This window comes from Paenibacillus sp. E222, from assembly GCF_013401555.1.
Lineage (GTDB): Bacteria > Bacillota > Bacilli > Paenibacillales > Paenibacillaceae > Paenibacillus.
The window spans coordinates 5,712,206-5,729,860 of the sequence record NZ_CP058552.1 but is presented as its reverse complement, the minus strand read 5'-3'; the positions used below and the strand labels follow the sequence as shown (position 1 = coordinate 5,729,860).

Annotated in this window: 9 protein-coding genes; 5 read left to right on the top strand and 4 right to left on the bottom strand. The window is 48.5% G+C overall.

Annotated elements, in window-relative coordinates:
* Positions 1-4 precede the first annotated feature (4 nt).
* Genes HW560_RS25255 through HW560_RS25245 form a run of 3 tightly spaced genes read right to left on the bottom strand, consistent with a single transcriptional unit; the run spans position 5 to position 4,770 of the window.
* Positions 5-1,483 (bottom strand): Na+/H+ antiporter subunit D, encoded by a 1,479-nt coding sequence (locus HW560_RS25255; RefSeq protein ID WP_090896828.1) that lies wholly within the window; start codon positions 1,481-1,483, stop codon positions 5-7.
* Positions 1,476-1,814 (bottom strand): Na(+)/H(+) antiporter subunit C, encoded by a 339-nt coding sequence (locus HW560_RS25250; protein WP_090896831.1) that lies wholly within the window; start codon positions 1,812-1,814, stop codon positions 1,476-1,478. The genes HW560_RS25255 and HW560_RS25250 overlap by 8 nt, the downstream gene beginning before the upstream one ends.
* 1 nt (position 1,815) lies before the next feature.
* Positions 1,816-4,770 (bottom strand): Na+/H+ antiporter subunit A, encoded by a 2,955-nt coding sequence (locus HW560_RS25245; RefSeq protein ID WP_090902197.1) that lies wholly within the window; start codon positions 4,768-4,770, stop codon positions 1,816-1,818.
* Positions 4,771-5,070: 300 nt separating this feature from the next.
* Between HW560_RS25245 and HW560_RS25240 the strand changes: the two genes are divergently transcribed.
* Both HW560_RS25240 and HW560_RS25235 read left to right on the top strand, forming a co-directional pair.
* The gene (locus HW560_RS25240) at positions 5,071-6,720 is read left to right on the top strand and encodes a GGDEF domain-containing protein (RefSeq protein ID WP_256222020.1); all 1,650 of its coding nucleotides are present in this window, start codon (positions 5,071-5,073) and stop codon (positions 6,718-6,720) included.
* Positions 6,721-6,772: 52 nt separating this feature from the next.
* Positions 6,773-7,294, top strand: a complete 522-nt coding sequence (locus HW560_RS25235) for a hypothetical protein (protein WP_090896833.1) — start codon at positions 6,773-6,775, stop codon at positions 7,292-7,294.
* Between the two features lie 95 nt (positions 7,295-7,389).
* On the opposite strand, the gene HW560_RS25230 is transcribed toward HW560_RS25235, so the two are convergent.
* Positions 7,390-8,508 (bottom strand): GGDEF domain-containing protein, encoded by a 1,119-nt coding sequence (locus HW560_RS25230; RefSeq protein WP_090896836.1) that lies wholly within the window; start codon positions 8,506-8,508, stop codon positions 7,390-7,392.
* Between the two features lie 232 nt (positions 8,509-8,740).
* On the opposite strand from HW560_RS25230, the gene HW560_RS25225 reads away from it, so the two are divergent.
* From HW560_RS25225 to HW560_RS25215, 3 genes are all read left to right on the top strand, one after another.
* Positions 8,741-15,451, top strand: a complete 6,711-nt coding sequence (locus HW560_RS25225; protein WP_179265050.1) for a DUF7507 domain-containing protein — start codon at positions 8,741-8,743, stop codon at positions 15,449-15,451.
* The gene (locus HW560_RS25220; RefSeq protein WP_179265049.1) at positions 15,448-17,142 is read left to right on the top strand and encodes a COG1361 family protein; all 1,695 of its coding nucleotides are present in this window, start codon (positions 15,448-15,450) and stop codon (positions 17,140-17,142) included. Before HW560_RS25225 ends, HW560_RS25220 begins: the two co-directional genes overlap by 4 nt.
* Before the next feature lie 162 nt (positions 17,143-17,304).
* Positions 17,305-17,562 carry a YolD-like family protein gene (locus tag HW560_RS25215; protein WP_090896841.1) on the top strand — a complete coding sequence of 86 codons (258 nt, stop codon included), beginning with the start codon at positions 17,305-17,307 and terminating at the stop codon, positions 17,560-17,562.
* Positions 17,563-17,655: the final 93 nt, after the last annotated feature.

The window sequence follows — 17,655 nt, the reverse complement described above, 5'->3', positions numbered from 1 at the left end:
GCATCTACTCCTTCAACACTGCATCAATATAAACATTGGGATGCAGCAGAATGTCGCCTGCGCGGGAGGTCAGTTGGAACATGCCCTCAGCCCCCACGCCCATCGCGATGATGAACACAAACAGAATTCCGGCAGGGATGAGCAGGCCGTTCACGGCATAAGGTCTTCTCACTGCGCCTGTCGGCGGTTCACCCCAGAACGCCTGGATGAAGATGCGAAGAACCGAATACAACATCAGCAGGCTGGACAGGACGGCGATGCCTGTCAGTCCGTACAGACCTGCCTGCAACCCGCCTTCAAATAGCAACAATTTCCCAGGAAATCCACTGAACGGAGGAATACCTGCTAGCGCAAGTGCGCTGATGAAGAACATCCAGCCGAGCAGAGGATAGCGGTGAATCAGCCCGCCCATATTGTCGAGTTTGGAGGTGCCTGCGACCGCGATCAGAGCGCCCCCGAGCAGGAATAGCAGTGTTTTGATGAGCATATCATGCAGCATGTAGAAGAGCAGACCTTCCAGTGCAGGACGGCTGGCAGCAGCCATCCCGAAGGCTACAAATCCCACCCCTGCGATCACGTTGTAGATTAGAATTTTATTGACGTCACGATAGGAAATTGCCCCGATTACCCCTAGAACCATCGTTGCTCCAGCCATCCAGCCGATAAGGGTGTGGAAGAAGTCCGGATCGTGATAGAAAATCAGTGTGAATGTTCGCACAATGGCGTACAGGCCAACTTTGGTCAGCAAACCGGCGAATAGGGCGGTGACCACTGCCGGAGGGGCTGCGTAAGAGCCGGACAACCAGAAGAACAGGAACAGTCCGGCCTTAATGCTGAATACGATCAGGAAGAGGACAGCGATCAAGGTGATGACTCCACTCTGCCCAACTTCGGCGATCCGATTGGACAAGTCGGCCATGTTTAATGTGCCGGTAACAGAATAGAGGAAGCCAATCGAAGCTACAAAAAGCGCTGAAGAAACAATGTTAATCAAGACATACTTGATCGTTTCCCGTAGTTGTCTTTCCGTACCTCCTAATACAATCAGCGCATAAGAAGAGATGAGCATCAGTTCAAAGCAGACAAACAGGTTAAACAGGTCTCCGGTAAGAAACGAACCGTTCACGCCCGCAATCAGGAAATGAAAGAACGGGTAAAAATGATGTTCTTCCCGTTCCTTATTCACACTGCGGAAGGCATAGAGCAGACACGCCAGTGCAATGATCGAAGCGGCCACAACGAGCAAGGCCGATACCATATCTGCAACAAGTACAATCCCGTAGGGTGGTTCCCAACCTCCCATATTGAGTGTCTGTATGCCGGACTGTGCCACTTGAGTAATCAGCATGATTGAAGCGGCTGCTGTCAGCAAAAGGCCAACAACACTCACAACCCGCTGGATGCTTATCCGCCGGAAGAACAGAAGGGCTATAACCCCGGTAATCAGTGGCAGCAGAATGGGCAGAACAACGAGATTATTCATAAGGACGCCCCCTTACTTCTTCCATATCGTCTGTTTTCAGCTTCAAATAGGATCGATAGGAGAGTACAAAGAAAAAGGCGGTAAGTCCGAAATTAATGACAATGGATGTTAATATTAGCGCCTGGGGAAGTGGATCGACGTAGCGTTCAGCGTGTTCCCCAAGCAGCGGCGGTGCTCCAGTTTTGAGACGGGACATCGTAATCAGCAGCAGATGCACCCCGTGAGTGAGTATGGACATGCCGAGCACAATTCGGAGCAGGCTCCGCGATAAGATTAAAAAGACGGCGACTGCAAACAAAATGCCAACGGCCACACACATCAATATTTCCATATCAGCGATCCTCCCCGATCTGTAGAATGATAGTCATGGTGACGCCCAGGACGGCGAGGTATACGCCGAGGTCAAACAGCATCGCGGTTGCAAGTTCCGTTTCTCCGAGTATTGGAAGCTCAAAGTAACCAAAGGTCTGGCTCAGGAAAGGTGCGCCGAACAAAAACGAGCCTGCTCCAGTCAATAAGGCAATGCCCAGCCCGATGGCCGTCATGGTGCGGAAATCGATAGGTAACGCTTTGCGTACAGTATCTGTACTGAATGCCAGCGCAATTAACACGAGACCCGCAGCGGTGACCAGACCGCCAATGAACCCGCCACCCGGGTTATGATGTCCTGCGAAGAACAAATGCAGCGCGAAAGTCAGAATGATAAAGACAACAACTTTGGTCGTCGTTTGCAACAACACATCGTTGCTCTGGAGTGGAACGGTATCCCACGTTGACGAGCTGCGTTCACGGTTGCCATACTTTTTCGTATTGTCCGATTTGTCATCCGTATCTTCTTCGGTTTCTTCAGTCTGTTCTTTCTTGCGGAATTTCAGTCTAGCACCAAGGTCCCTCGCTTCGAGATTCAGATTAATCATGGAGTAGATGGACAATGAAGCTACCCCGAGTACCATAATCTCCAGAAGGGTATCGAAACCACGGAAGTCCACCAGCAGCACGTTGACGACATTTTTGCCGCCAGCCAGATTGTAGCTTTCCTGAATGAAAAAGTCGGAAATGCTCTCCAGTGACGCGGTTCCGCTCGCAGCTAATGCAACAAAGGTCATGACCACGCCTACCGCAATGGCAACGACCATATTCACACTAAGATAGCGGCGGCTTGATTTGCCCCGTTGCAGTTCAGGCAGATGGTAAAAGCAGAGCAGGAACAGTGCAACGGATACCGTTTCGACAATCATCTGGGTCAATGCCAGATCCGGCGCTCGGAACAGCACGAACAGCAAAGTGACGAGGTAACCCACTGCGCCTGTCATAATGACTGCAGATAGTCTGTTCTTGGCAAAAGGGATCGAAACCGCTGCTGCAATCAGTGCGACGAGCAGTACTGCTTCATAGAAAGAGAACGGGGCGTTGCCCTTGAAATTCCAGGTGATGTTTTCCCCTGAGCGGAAAAAGGCATAAACCAGCAATGCAACGGTGAACGAGAAAATGTATACCAGGTAATTACGAACCGAGCCATTCATATAGGCTTCCGTCCATTTGCGTGCATAATGCTGAAGATTATCGAGTATGACATGGTACATATTGTTTATCGTTAACCCTTGTGGGTAGTGCTCATAAATCGTTCTCCAGCGCGGCAGCAGTTTGTACAATGTAATACCGAGGGCGATTACACCCAGAGTCATGATTAATTCCGGTGTGAAGCCATGCCATAGGGAGAAATGAACATCAAAGTGCTCATTCCCGTTCAGCAGCGATGGAAGTACAGCAGCCATCGCCGGTTCAATTAATGATCCAGCCAGCAAATTCGGGAATAGACCGAATATGATCACGAGTAACCCAAGAATAACCGGAGGGATCAACATGCCAACGGGAGCTTCATGCAGCTTCTCGGCAGGGATCTCGCTGCGGGTGCGACCGAGGAACGTTTTGAACACAATAATAAGCGCATAGATCAGAGTGAACACACTTGCGAGCCAGGCGAAGACAGGCAAGAGTACACTCCATGATCCGAGTCCAAAGATGCGGAGATGTGTTACTTCCACCATAGCCTGGAAGAACAGCTCCTTGCTCAGAAATCCGTTAAACGGCGGAATTCCGGCCATGGCGAGTGCTCCGACGAGCGCTACCGTAAAGGTCACTGGCATAAATGAAGCAAGTCCGCCGAGTTTCCTTATATCCCGCGTGCCTGTCTCATGATCCACAATGCCAACGACCATGAACAGTGCCGCCTTGAAGGTAGCGTGATTGAACAGATGAAGCAGTGCTGCCGTAATGGCAACCGTGTACATCGCGGAGGATTCGCCATATCCGAAATAGATGGCCGCAGAGCCAACGCCGAGCAGAGACATGATCAGACCAAGCTGTGAGATGGTAGAATAGGCCAGGATCGCCTTAAGGTCATTTTTTTTCACGGCAAGGAATGATCCATAACAAAGGGTGAGCAGTCCAACCCCGGTGACAAGCCAGAACCATAATCCCTGTCCACCAAAGATGGGTGTAAACCGGGCGACGACATACAGCCCCGCCTTTACCATGGTCGCCGAATGCAGATAGGCGCTGACGGGTGTTGGAGCTTCCATGGCGTCAGGCAGCCAGATGTGGAACGGGAACTGTGCAGATTTCGTAAAAGCTCCGATCAGAATCAGCACAAGAGCAGGCAAGAACAGTGCACTATCCTGAATCTGTCCCCATTCCGTAATGGTTGCCCGGATGCTGAACGTACCCGTCATGAGGTACATCAGCATGAATCCGGCAAGCATGGCGAATCCGCCAAATACGGTAATAAGGAACGATTTCTGTGCGCCTGAGGTGGATTCTTTACGTTTGTAGTGAAAAGCGATCAGCAGAAAAGACGTAATACTGGTCAACTCCCAGAATCCATACAACACAATCATATTGTCTGACAGCACCACGCCAAGCATGGCTCCCATAAACATCAACAGATACAAGTAAAAGCGGTTTAAGGCTTCTTTGGTATCCATGTAGAAAATGGAGTAGAGGACCACCAGTGTTCCTATTCCGGTGATTAACAGTGTCAGCAGCAAACTTAGACCATCCAGATATAGATTAAATCCAATGTCCAGTGACGGAATCCAGGGGATATACCCGGATACCGTATTCCGCTGAGACACGGCGGGTACGAGGCTCGCAAAATAAACAAATAATAGGGCCGGGACAAGTAAAACCAGCCATCCCATATGTATTTTACGGAAGAATCGATGCAGCATGGCGAGTACAATCCCAGCGGCAAAAGGCAGAATTACAACAACATGAAGCAGGCTCAACATTACACCCCCAATGACTGAATTTCTAATGCTCTTTGTTGTGGCAAACAGTGCCCATATGGCTCTGTGAGCATGCTTGCTCTCTATATTCATAACCCAAGTATGTATATACAGAATCGTGACTATTCTTTGAATGGAAGAAACACGGTGCGAATAGCGTCCCCATATTGTATGGATCTATATAATGAAAAAAGACATTATTTCCGATAAAGATAAAAACGAACAGGTGACATCCCGTAGTTCTTAACAGCAGGAATGATGTTGAAAAAAGCAAGCTGGTTTCACCGTTTATTGGAGGCAATGATGTCATTTAAACTTAAAACTGTACTAACCATGACCTTTGGCGTTTTATCCCTGCTAGTCACATTGACGATTGGGTATATTCTCAGCCAGAAATCCTCTGTCGCTGTGGAAACCGAAATTGGTCACTCGCTGACGAGCACAGCTTCTCAGACCTCGGACAAGCTGGACCGTTTCATGTGGACGCGTTCAGGGGAGTTGGAACTGCTGGGGCGAATGATTGCCCTGGAGGACCGCTTCGAACCTGCCGAAATGCAGATGCTGCTCAATCAGCTTCAAGATAGCTTTCCCACTTTCTCATGGGTTGGATTCATAAATCCAAAAGGAAAAGTGCTGGCTTCCACAGACGGCATATTGCATGGTGAAAATTTATCGGATAGACCTGTGTACCAGGAGGGCATCAAGGGTAAATTTATTGGAGATGTTCATGATGCTGTCCTTCTGGCGAAGCTGCTTCCCAACCCAACTGGCGAACCACTGCAATTTGTCGATATCAGCTTTCCGGTGAAATACAAGAACGGAGAGATTGCTGGCGTGCTGGCCGCACATTTGAGTTGGGCTTGGGCGAAGGAAGTAGAGGAAAGTGTCCTGGAACCGTTGAAACATGAGGAAAAGGACATTGAGATGTTTATTGTCAGCCAAAAGGAAAATACGGTGCTGCTTGGTCCAAAAGAATGGATTGGCCAACCACTGAAACTAACGGGTATTACAACGGCGAGGCAGAATAAAAGCACCTGGTCCATAGAAGAGTGGCCAGACGGGCAAGAATATGTTACAGGATTTGCAACCAGTCAGGGCCATCTGGATTATCCGGGTCTTGGATGGACCGTAGTTATTCGTCAGCTCAAATCAACGGCGTTTTCTTCCGTATCAGATATGCTTTGGTTCAATGTATGGGCAGGACTGGCTGTTACCGTTCTGTTCGCGCTGATTGGCTGGCTAATCTCCCGCCAAATCTCCGCTCCGATTGCAAGGCTGACTCAGGTAGCGAATCGACTTGGTGCCGGAGAACAAGTACAGATTCCGGAAAATCGGGGCTTCAGGGAAATTGAAGTGCTGTCGCGTTCCCTCAGGGATATGCTGAATTCGCTAAGGAATAAGGATTCAGAGCTGGTGGTCATGCAAAATCTTGCGCATTATGATCAACTGACGGGTCTGCCCAATCGAACTGCGCTGGAAGTATATTTGGAGGAATCACTCGAATCGGAAAGTACAGATCATACCTTGACTTTCCTGTATATTGATTTGGACGGCTTCAAAAGCGTGAATGATACGCTCGGTCACCAGACCGGAGACATTCTGCTGCAAAAAGTGGCACAGCGTTTATCCAGTTTTAAGCAGGATAAGGGGATCACAGTCAGGCTTGGCGGAGATGAGTTCCTCATTGTTTTCCGCTCAGTGGGAGAAGATTCTAGAGGAGAAGCACGTGCTTATGCAGAAGATATTATACAGATACTAAACAAGCCGTTTATTATCGAATATGAGCGGATTCATATTGGCTGCAGCATTGGCGGTGCTGAATATCCTGCCAACAGTGGTAATCCGAGTGAAATTATTCGCATGGCAGATGAGGCGTTGTATGAATCGAAACGTGCAGGCAAAAATAGAATGACATTCTATCCAGAATGGAAGAACACAGGTAGAGAATAATATAATGTAACGTAGCAGGTCACTGTTCAGCATACAGGCAAGGAGCGATGAGATGTCTGGAAAATATACCAATGTACCCTATGGCTATGAACCACCGCCGGCTACCCGGAAAGGCACGTTGATTTTCTATGATTCATTTGAGCACGTAACGGATGAGCAGCTTGAACGTGCCGCTGCTATTGCGGACACACGGTCTTTTGTGCAACTTGTGCTTTATCCGCTGCATGAGAATACAGTGAAGCGGATGAGCAAAGATGGTGTGCAGCCTTTTTACAAAAGGGAAGACCGTCTTCATAACTGGAGAAGGGAGCATGCATCCTCCCGCGTACGGGTCGAAGGCTGGGAAGGCAAGCGAAAGAAGTATACGCCGATCGAAGCAGCCCTGCGTCATATGGCAGAGGAATATCCGGCTCCCCATTTCTTGTATCTCACGGTGGAGATGGCAAATCAGTTTGCATCATTTGATTCGTTCAAAGATTGGATTAAAGAAGTACGACTGATTATTGATGGAGAGCCTGTTAAGCTCCACCCAAAGCTGGAGCAAAATACACATCGCTGGGAATGGGCAGAGTGAACCGATAAATTCGGAGTGACGATTTCAGTAAAAAAAAGTAGTGCTGTACAGCCGGTTCCCGGTGAGCAGCACTACTTTTTGCGTTTTTTTGAGGACTAAACCAGATCAAGGGACGTCATCGTTTTATTTTTCCCCGTTCGTTTGGCGGCATAGAGACACGCATCCACTTCCTCAAACAGCTTGTCCTTGGACAGATGGGCGCTGTAGCTTTTGAGTCCGACACTTACCGTAATATAAGCGCCTTCAAGCTCCTTATGAACGAGACGTGCGATCTTCTTGCGGATCTGTTCCACCAAGGCATATGCCTGCTCGAAAGGCTGCTCAAACATTAACAGTGCAAATTCTTCTCCACCGTAACGCGCCGCGATATCGCTTGATGTGATGTTCTCCTGAATGACCAGAGAGACTCTCTCCAGAATGGCGTCTCCCACTCGATGCCCATATGTATCATTAATTGACTTAAAGTTATCAATATCAATCAGAGCTAAATGTAGACTCATGCCATTATTGGCATACTCAAACGCTTTCTCATAGTAGTCCTTAAAGGAGCTTTGATTATACAGATTGGTTAACCCGTCTGTCTTGGACTGCTTGGTCATAATTGCGTTTCGGACAATCAGATCCTGCTTGGCGAGCATACTGGCCTGCAGATCATCCAGTACCTCAACGCCGCTCGTAACAATTAACTGTGCAACATATGTACCTACAATGAGAAATGCCGGAATGGATACCATGTCAAACGAAGATAAGTACAGCCGATAGTCTGGGTCGCAGAGTACGATGATATAACCAATCATCTGCATGAGGCACACCGTCCATACCCGTCTCTTGTTGAAGAACAGAACCGAAGCAAAGATCGGCAACAGACATATGGCCAGTATAATGCGGATATCGTAATTGACACGAATGATGGTCCAGGCAATCACCGTGCTGGCCATGGACATGGAATAGAAGGAGAAAAAGCTGAAACGGCGTTCCACCCAACTAGCAATCAGAATGGCGAAAGCGCTGGCTAACGTAGGCAAAAACAATACATGGATCATGAAGTCTTCCGGAGTGCGATCATAATCGAGAAACAGAAAGCAGCCTATTTGAATGACAACATGCGTTAAAACGACGACCCAGTAAGCACGAAGCATTTTTTTGATCCATTTGGAATGCTTGAATTCGTACTCGGTTGGGATATGGTTGCTGTGTGAATGTGGACTCTTCAATATATCACCGCTGACTGCATCATAATGATACGACAGACGCCGCTCTCGTATATTTTAATTATAAAACACATTGCACGAAACGCAAATCATTTAATTATTTTTATGAAAACAAACCTTACATAACGACAAAGCGCATAAAGTTCTTTTGTAGGACAAACAAAAATCCAAATCAGGCTCATAGACTGTGTGTGAAGGCTCCAATTCATATGATTCCAATTATGATGAAGGGGAGGTGAGATCCATTCCTCTTATCGTTCGTTCAACCGTTAATGCTACGGGAGCAATTACATTTACAGGAAATACGCTCGGACTGAGTCGTTCGGACACAGCCGGAGTACCCGGAACACAGGACAGTATTGGAGCTTTTACGACAACGAATGCCTCCGTCCAGTACGGAACCTATCCGCTAGGAACCACGAGTCTGTACCAGAGCAACAGTTCAGCGGCGATACTTGTTCTTCCTGCTGGCAGCACTGTCTTGTATGCAGAATTGATCTGGGGTGGAAGTTACATCAATGGGACAGTCAATCTGAGTGCTGCAATCAACAATCCGGTTACGTTTATTACACCAGCAGGTACATCCAGTGTTACTCCTGACCCGGCTACTTATAATCAATTTGATTTGGGGAACGGCGCTTCTGGTTATGTGCGTTCAGCCAATGTTACTTCGCTTGTACAAAATGGGGGAGCCGGTACATATACCATCGGAGCAGTTGTAGGAACGATTGTCATCACCAATGATGCTACAGCCAATCATGCAGGCTGGACACTTGGAGTCATTTATCAGAACCCCAGCCTGCCCTTTCGCAACATGTCCTTGCGTGCAGGTGGTGTACTTGTCCAATCTACCTCGGCGCCAGTGGTTACCACACTGACTGGATTTGCCACTCCGCTTTCAGGTGCATTGGGAGGAAGGGCATTGTTCAGTGCGCAGGAGGGGGACGCGAATAGGACCGGGGATCAGGCATTATTCGGGCCAACCTCGGCAACTTCGGTTGCGTTGTCTGGACCAAACAACCTGGCTGCAAACTTTTTTGCTTCCCAAATCAATGGCGATACAGGAACGCTTAATACAACAGGGACTTTCGGCACGCGGAACCAGACGAACGGCGCCCCAGGTACCAATATTATCGGCGGACGTCAAGGCTGGGATATTACCAATGTGGATGTGTCAGCGAGACTGATCAACAACCAGTCTTCTGCGGTGTTAACGTTAACGACCTCCGGGGATGCTTACATTGTCAACGCCAATGCGATTCAGGTTGATATTAATGCGCCCAAAATTACAGTAGCCAAGGCTTCCGCTGCTTCCGGTGCGGTAGCGGGGGACAGCGTTCTCTATACCGTTACTGTCAGTAATGCAGGTACAGCCAGTGCCGCCAGCGTTGTGCTATCTGATTCATTACCTGTAGGTCTCACCTTCATTCCAGGGAGTGTAACCGTCGCTGGTGTGTCCCGCCCAACACTCGATGTCACTGCAGGCATTCCGCTTGGTTCATTAAACCTCTCTAGCAGTATTGTTGTAACCTATCGTGCGCTCATTGCCCAGGATGCAAGCATATTACAATTGGTGAATTCAGCGAATGCCGCCTTTACGTTCCAAAGTGTTGCTGGGGGTTCAGTGATTACGGGAGTAATACCGTCCAATAACTCTACTCTTCCTGTTTATTCACCGAACCTGTCCATAGTGAAGTCGGCGAGTACAACCAATGCCACAGTGGGTGATCAGGTCACGTATACGCTTCAGGTAAACAACGGGGGGAATGTTGCTGCCAACGTTACATTAACAGATAACATCCCGAGCGGCAGCTCGTACGTGGCGGGCAGCTTCCGACTGAATGGAAATGTGATCGCTGGCGCGAATCCTGCAACTGGCGTTAATTTGGGGAGTCTCGCGGCAGGAAGTACAAATACTGTAACCTTTCAAGTACTTGTAACAAGCTTGCCAACGCCTCCAACCCTGGTGGATCAGGCCACGTCCTCCTATTCCTTTAACTCTCCTGATGGTCGAACTATTAACGGCATATTAGCCTCGAATACTTTGACGATTCCCGTTACATTGCCCAATGTAACAACATTAAAATCGGCTTCAGTCACTGATGTTGCAGTTGGAGAGACGTATACGTACACCGTAGTTACTACCAATGGCGGTATCGAGGTGATTAACAATGTGGTACTCACGGATGCTCTCCCTGTTGGAACTACATTCGTACCTGGCAGTGTGACCGTCAGAGGAACTGTCGCACCATCGGCCAATCCGAGCAGTGGAATTTCGCTAGGAACGTTGGCAGCCGGAAGTTCTGCCACGGTGACATTTCAGGTTAATGTGCAGTCGCTGCCCGCTTCAGGTTCGCTGGTCAACCGGGCTTCCGTGTCTTATAGCTCAGGTGCGTTCACGGGGATTTCCAACTCCAATTCCATTACAACCCCTGTATACCAGGCGGCAATCGGCATTAACAAGTTGGCGAGCGAAACCAATGCGACACTGGGAGATCAGATTTCATACACACTTGTGGTAACGAACAACGGAACCATAGCGACTCAAGTAAATGTAACCGATACGATACCCTCAGGTTTGACGTTTATCCCGGATTCGGTAACCGTGAATGGTACTGCGCGTCCTGGGGCCAGCCCATTAACCGGGATAACGTTGGGAAGTTTGCTGCCAGGAGCAACATCAACGATTGTATTCCGAACTTCACTCACGACACTTCCATCGCCGCCAACGCTGGAGAATCAGGGGGCCGCTAGTTATACGTACCAGCTTCCGAGTGGACGAAATCTCTCAGGAAGCAGTTTATCCAATGTCGTTCGCATACCTGCATCAAGCCCCAATATATCCATAAGCAAAACAGTAAGCACGCCGGACGCCACTGTAGGGGATGTACTGACCTACACGGTTGTTGCAACAAATGCAGGGAGCAGTGCGGTACAAAATCTGGTGATCTCGGATTCGCCAACCGGTTCGGAATTCGTCTCCGGCAGTGTCACAATTAATGGAACTGCTGCAAGAAATGCAAGTCCACTTTCGGGCATTGCTGTCGGTGTATTGAACAGCTCGAGCAGTGTTACGGTGACCTATCAAACAAGAGTGACATCCGTTCCGTCCACAGGTTCAGTCAGCAACCGGGCAAGTGCAGCATTTACATCAGGCAGCTTTAATGGCGTTTCATCATCTGTCACGGTGAATACACCTATATACCAACCAGTGATACAAGTAGCAAAAACTGCGAGTACCTCGAATTTAACGGTAGGGGACTCTTTTAATTACTCCATCCAAGTCAACAATTCAGGCAATATTACTGCAACGGTTACCTTGACTGATCCGATCCCTGCCGGGGTTGTATTCAGTACAAACAGCGTCATTATTAATGGCGTACCTACACCAGGTGTTAGCCCGGTAACAGGAATTAATTTGGGGTCGATCGCTGCAGGCTCGAACGTAACGGTCACCTTTGTTGCCACGGTCACAAGTTTGCCTAATTCAAGGCAGTTGACTAATCAAGCGGTTGCATCATTTGCTTACACTCTTCCAAGTGGGAGAACAGTTGCCGGTTCTTCGTCATCAAATACCGTTAATATTCCCGTATCCTTGCCCAATGTAACGATCGTAAACAGTGACAATGTAGATTACGGCGTGGTCGGGGATGTCATTCGATACACATCTGTTATTCGTAACAACGGAACAGTAGCCGTTAACAATGTGGTATATGTCAGCCCTCTTCCTCCGAATACCCCATTTGTACCCGGAAGCGTCATTGTGAACGGGACTTCCTTCCCGCTCTCCAATCCGACCGCCGGCATTCCAATCGGTACGTTGGCTCCAGGAGCCGAGGTTACCGTAACTTTTGAGGTGACGATTACTATGCCGATCCCTTCACAGATTAACAATCAGTCGACGGTCAGCTTCACATCCGGTTCATTTTCGGGGTCATCATCATCCAATACAACACAGACTCCGGTTATACAACCGCAAATTTCACTCATCAAAACAGCAAATACAGTAAATGCGACCGTAGGCGACACAGTTGTATACACAGTAACTGTCAGTAACACAGGCAATCTGGAGGCAAACGTTACAGTGACGGATACGATTCCTGCTGTCACAACTTTTGTACCCAACAGCCTCGTGGTATCTGGTGTGCCACAGCCTGGAGCGACACCAGGAACGGGGATTCCGGTAGGCATTGTGGCAGCGGGAGCGACAGCTGTTGTTACTTTTGCGGTTGTTGTAAATTCGCTTCCATCTCCACAGCAACTTAGCAATTTTGCGACGTCATCTTATACATTCACACCTCCTGACGGGCGAACGTTAACAGGGACAGCCACTTCAAATACACTGACGTTTCCAGTCTCGTCGCCAAACGTTGCCGTAGTTAAAAGTACAGTTTCGACTGCGGCTGCCATAGGGGATACAGTTACTTACTCCATTTTGGTAACGAATAGCGGAATAGAACCGGTGAACAATATTCAGTTTTCGGATCCAATTCCTGCGGGGGCCTCTTTTGTTGCAGGTAGTGTCACTATAAATGGGGTAGTGCAGCCCGCTTCCAATCCGGCAGGGGGGATATCGCTAGGTACGCTCGCTCCCGGAACGTCCGCTACTGTCACTTTCAGTATCAATGTCAATGCGATCCCGTCAAGTGGACAATTAAGCAATCGATCCACAGTGAGTTTTACCTCTGGGGCATTCTCAAGCACAACGTTCTCCAATACTGTGGTAACACCGGTGTTCCAACCTATTCTCTCCGCACAAAAAACGGCGAGTACACAAAATGCTACCGTTGGGGATACCGTAAGTTACACAGTTACCGTCAACAATCAGGGGAACTATGGTGCCCAGATTAACCTGACGGACAATATCCCTGCAGGAACCATTCTTGTTCCGAACAGTGTGATTGTAAATGGTCAGCCATTACCTGCAGCCAATCCTGCAACAGGCATTCCGGCGGGCACTGTTGCTGCTGGGGCAACAACAACGGTTACCTTTTCCGTAGTTATTGATACTTTGCCGACCCCGCAACAGCTGGTGAATCAGGCTTCGGTTGCTCTTTCCTTCACGCTGCCTGACGGACGCAACATCACGGGTTCTGTTTTGTCTAATATACTTACCATTTCAGTGTCGGCTCCCGATGTCGATGTAGTGAAATCTACGACATCTACGGCTGTATCTGTTGGTGATGTCGTAACGTACAGCATTGCAGTAACTAATAACGGAATAGCGACTGTCAGTAATGTGGTATTCACGGATGCATTGCCGGCAAGTACTGTTCTTACAGCAAACAGCGTGTTTATTGATGGTGTTCCTCGACCGGGTGTTAATCCTTCAACCGGAATAACGCTTGGTTCCATCGCGCCTGGAGTTACCGTGACCGTTGTGTTTAGTGTGCAGGTTACAGCACTCCCATCCAGTGCAGTATTAAACAATCAGTCTACGGTGAGCTTTACATCAGGTGTGTTTTCAGCTACTACATTTTCTAATACGGTCACTACCCCGGTATACCAACCGATTCTGTCGGCAGTCAAAACGGGAGACCATGCTGTTGCAACGGTAGGGGATACTGTCGTTTACAGCATCGCGATCACCAATGCAGGGAACTTTGGGGCATCTGTCACGTTAACGGATACCATTCCGGCAGGAACAGAACTTGTGCCGAATAGCGTCATTATTAATGGGGCTTCAGCACCAGGAGCCGATCCGGCTTCAGGGATTCCACTGGGTGTAGTCTCCACAACAACTGTAGTCACGTTCTCGGTCGTGATCATCACCCTCCCTTTAAGCCAGGCCATAACCAATCAAGCTTCAGCAACCTATTCCTACACGCTGCCGGATGGAAGAACACTGGCAGGCAGTCTTACGTCCAATGCTCTCAATATTCAGGTGTCTGCTCCAAATGTCAGTGTCGTCAAGACGACACCGGTAATTGATGCTGTAGTGGGTGATACGATTGTATATGAGATGGTCGTAACCAATAACGGAATTGATCCTGTCAACAATGTTGTCTTAACTGATCCAATTAGTTCGGCTGTTACTTTTGTCACGGGCAGTGTCCTGGTTGACGGCGTTCAGCGTCTCTCGGCTAACCCGACACTGGGTATAGCTCTTGGTTCTTTGGCACCTGGAGCATCTGTATCTGTATCGTATGCGGTTCGGGTCAACACGCTGCCTGCACCACCGCAAGTGAGCAGTCAGTCATCGGTAAGTTTCACATCGGGTGTATTCTCGGGAGCTGCCTATTCGAATACCGTGGTAACGCCAATTTATCAGCCAATTATTGCCGTAACCAAAACAGCGAGTACGTCCAATGCGACCATCGGTGACATCATCACCTATTCTTTTTCCATTTCCAACAGTGGGAATTTAGCAGCCAATCTGACACTTACGGATAATATTCCGAATGGAGCAGTCCTACTTCCAAACAGCGTCCTGATTGATGGTGTTCCACAGCCTGGGGCGAATCCGGAATCAGGGATCGTTGTTGGTGCAATACCTCCAGGAGGGTCCGTTAATGTAACGGTCACGCTGGAAGTTACTGTGGATTCATTGCCGCAGAATCAGCAGCTGGTCAATCAGGCGGTAGCGAATTATACATTTAGTCCGCCGGATGGACGTCAGTTGACGGGCACGGTATCCTCTAACGTTCTGGTGATTCCTGTATCTGCACCCAATGTCGTTGTGGTCAAAAGCGCGAGTGCAGTTGATGCTGTTGTTGGCGATGTGATCACCTATACCATTGTTGTAACCAATAGTGGCATCGAGGTGGTCAATAATGTGGTTATGGTAGACCCTGTACCTACAGGCACCGTATTTGTGGCGGGAAGTGTTACGGTGGATGGGGTGGCAAGGCCTACTGGGAATCCGAATACAGGAATAACACTTGGTTCGATTGCTGCTGGTGCTTCGGTTACCGTTACATTCAGAGTGGAGGTCGTGGTGATATGAGCCAATCTTCCGGTCCGTTGTCCCACATGCTACAGAATCAGTCACTGGTTCGATTCAGCTCGGGTACGACTGAACTGGAACAGGTGGCCTACTCTAATACAGTAGTTACACCATGGATCGGTCCCAGGCTGGAGGTTCACAAGTTTTGCAATGTTGCTGAGGCTGCTCTGGGGCAGACACTGACCTATCTGATTGAAATTGTGAATTCGGGTAATTGTGCTGCCATGGTCCATGTGTTGGATTCGCTCTCGTCGGAAACTTCACTTCTCCCCAACAGTGTACTCCTGGATGGCACTCCGCTGCCGGGAGTTTCGCCAGAGAGCGGGATTCCAGCGCAGGAAATCGTACCTGGTGCGACGTTGCGAATTCATTTTCAGGTGATCATCGTCGGTCTTCCTCAGGCCTTGAAACTGGTGAATCAAGCGAAGATACGTTATACGTTTGTGACGCCGGATGGACGAATGGTTGAGGGGGAAGAGAACTCCAACGTGGTAGAAGTAAACCTGGTGTCGTCAAGTCTGTCGTTGGTTTTGAATGCAGATCGTGTGCAAACCTTTGTCGGAGATATTGTCACTTACAACCTTTTGGTGAGTAACCCGGGTTTTATAATAGGAAACGATGCCAGGGTAACGATCCCATTACCCAAAGGTATTGAATTTCTACCGGGAAGTGTCATTGTGAATGAGATTTTTGTTCCCGAGACGACGCCTGACTCCGGAATTATGATAGGCGAGGTGCTGCCCGAAGAATCTGTTCCAATTCAATTTCGAGTACAGGTCACGGGAGGAAGCATAGCTGAAAATTTAACAATTCAGGCAACGCTAGAGTACGTTTCAGGTGACACGTTGGAGATTGTATACTCGAACGTAGCAACTTTGAACGTCATTCAACCTCGAATATCGATTGCGAAAAGTGTGAATCCATCCATCGCAACTCCTGGGGATACCGTTCAATACCAAATAACGGTACACAATGAAGGTTCTTTTGCAGTAGATGCTATCGTGACAGATTTTCTTCCGTCAGGTATGCGCTATGTTGAGGGAAGCCTCGGGTGGAACGGTGTGAAGCGGCGTGGAACAAGTCCGGTCAAAGGCATTAATATCGGAACGTTGACTGCACGATCTACGGTTAATATCCAATTTGAAGTGAATCTTGCAGAGCAGGATCAGGGTGTGCCTGGAGTCTTCGAACTGATGAATCAGGCTCGCCTGAGCTATACCTTTCGTTTGCCAGATTCTCGTTCTGTGCAACGAATTATTACCTCCAATTCGGCTGTCATTCAGTTGAAGCATCCCATCATTTCGGTCCATGTGGAAGTGAAGCCCGACTTGATTGAAAGGGGAGGAAATGTAACTTTTCATGTACATGTGACCAATACAGGAACCTGGTCTGCACGGGTGCAGTTGGGTGATGTGCTCCCTCCAGGTGCCAAATGGATTGGGGAAGCAGAAGTATCCGATCGAGCGATCATTTCAGAGTATTCTTCACCAAGATATTTACATTTGGGTGAGATGGAACCTGGAGCGGAGAGATGGGTTACTTACGTTGCACAAATATCCTCCGCTGAACAACTGGGAATCCAGCAGGGTACCGTAACTGCAATGTATACTTACGAGTGGAACGGTCAGAGGCATTCAGGAAAGTCCATTTCGAATGTATACACCGTTATTGTTGAAGATGGCGATGAATGAAGGGAAACAATAGCTTTCTCTGTAAATGTAAGGTTTTTTTTGCTTCATTATGGAGTCCCGACATTACACGAACGGGAATGAATGGTATACTAATTAAATATGACCTCGGCAAATAACCCGTGGATTCGGGACGTCGGATTAGCTATAGAGGAGGCCGCTACATTGGCAAAAGCAAAAGTTGCAAAAAGACCTACCCGGGACGAGTTTGAACTGGAAGAGCTGGGGAACCAATTAGTTGAAGCGTTTCATGAACGTTCGGAAGTGTTGCTGACCGTATGGGGCAAGGAAGATCAGGTTCAAGGGGTTATTGTGAAGCTGGATTCACGTACCCGGCTAGTGCATGTGGAGTATACAGAGGAAGAATTTACGGCCAAAGTGCCGTTCCTTGATATTATGCGTATTGATTCTCCACGGTATTGAAAAGAAGAAAAAATGATAAACTGGATCTGAAACAGGGCATCAGCCCTGTCAAATCTATTCTCCCTGCATAAGATAACCCATACCTGTTGCAGA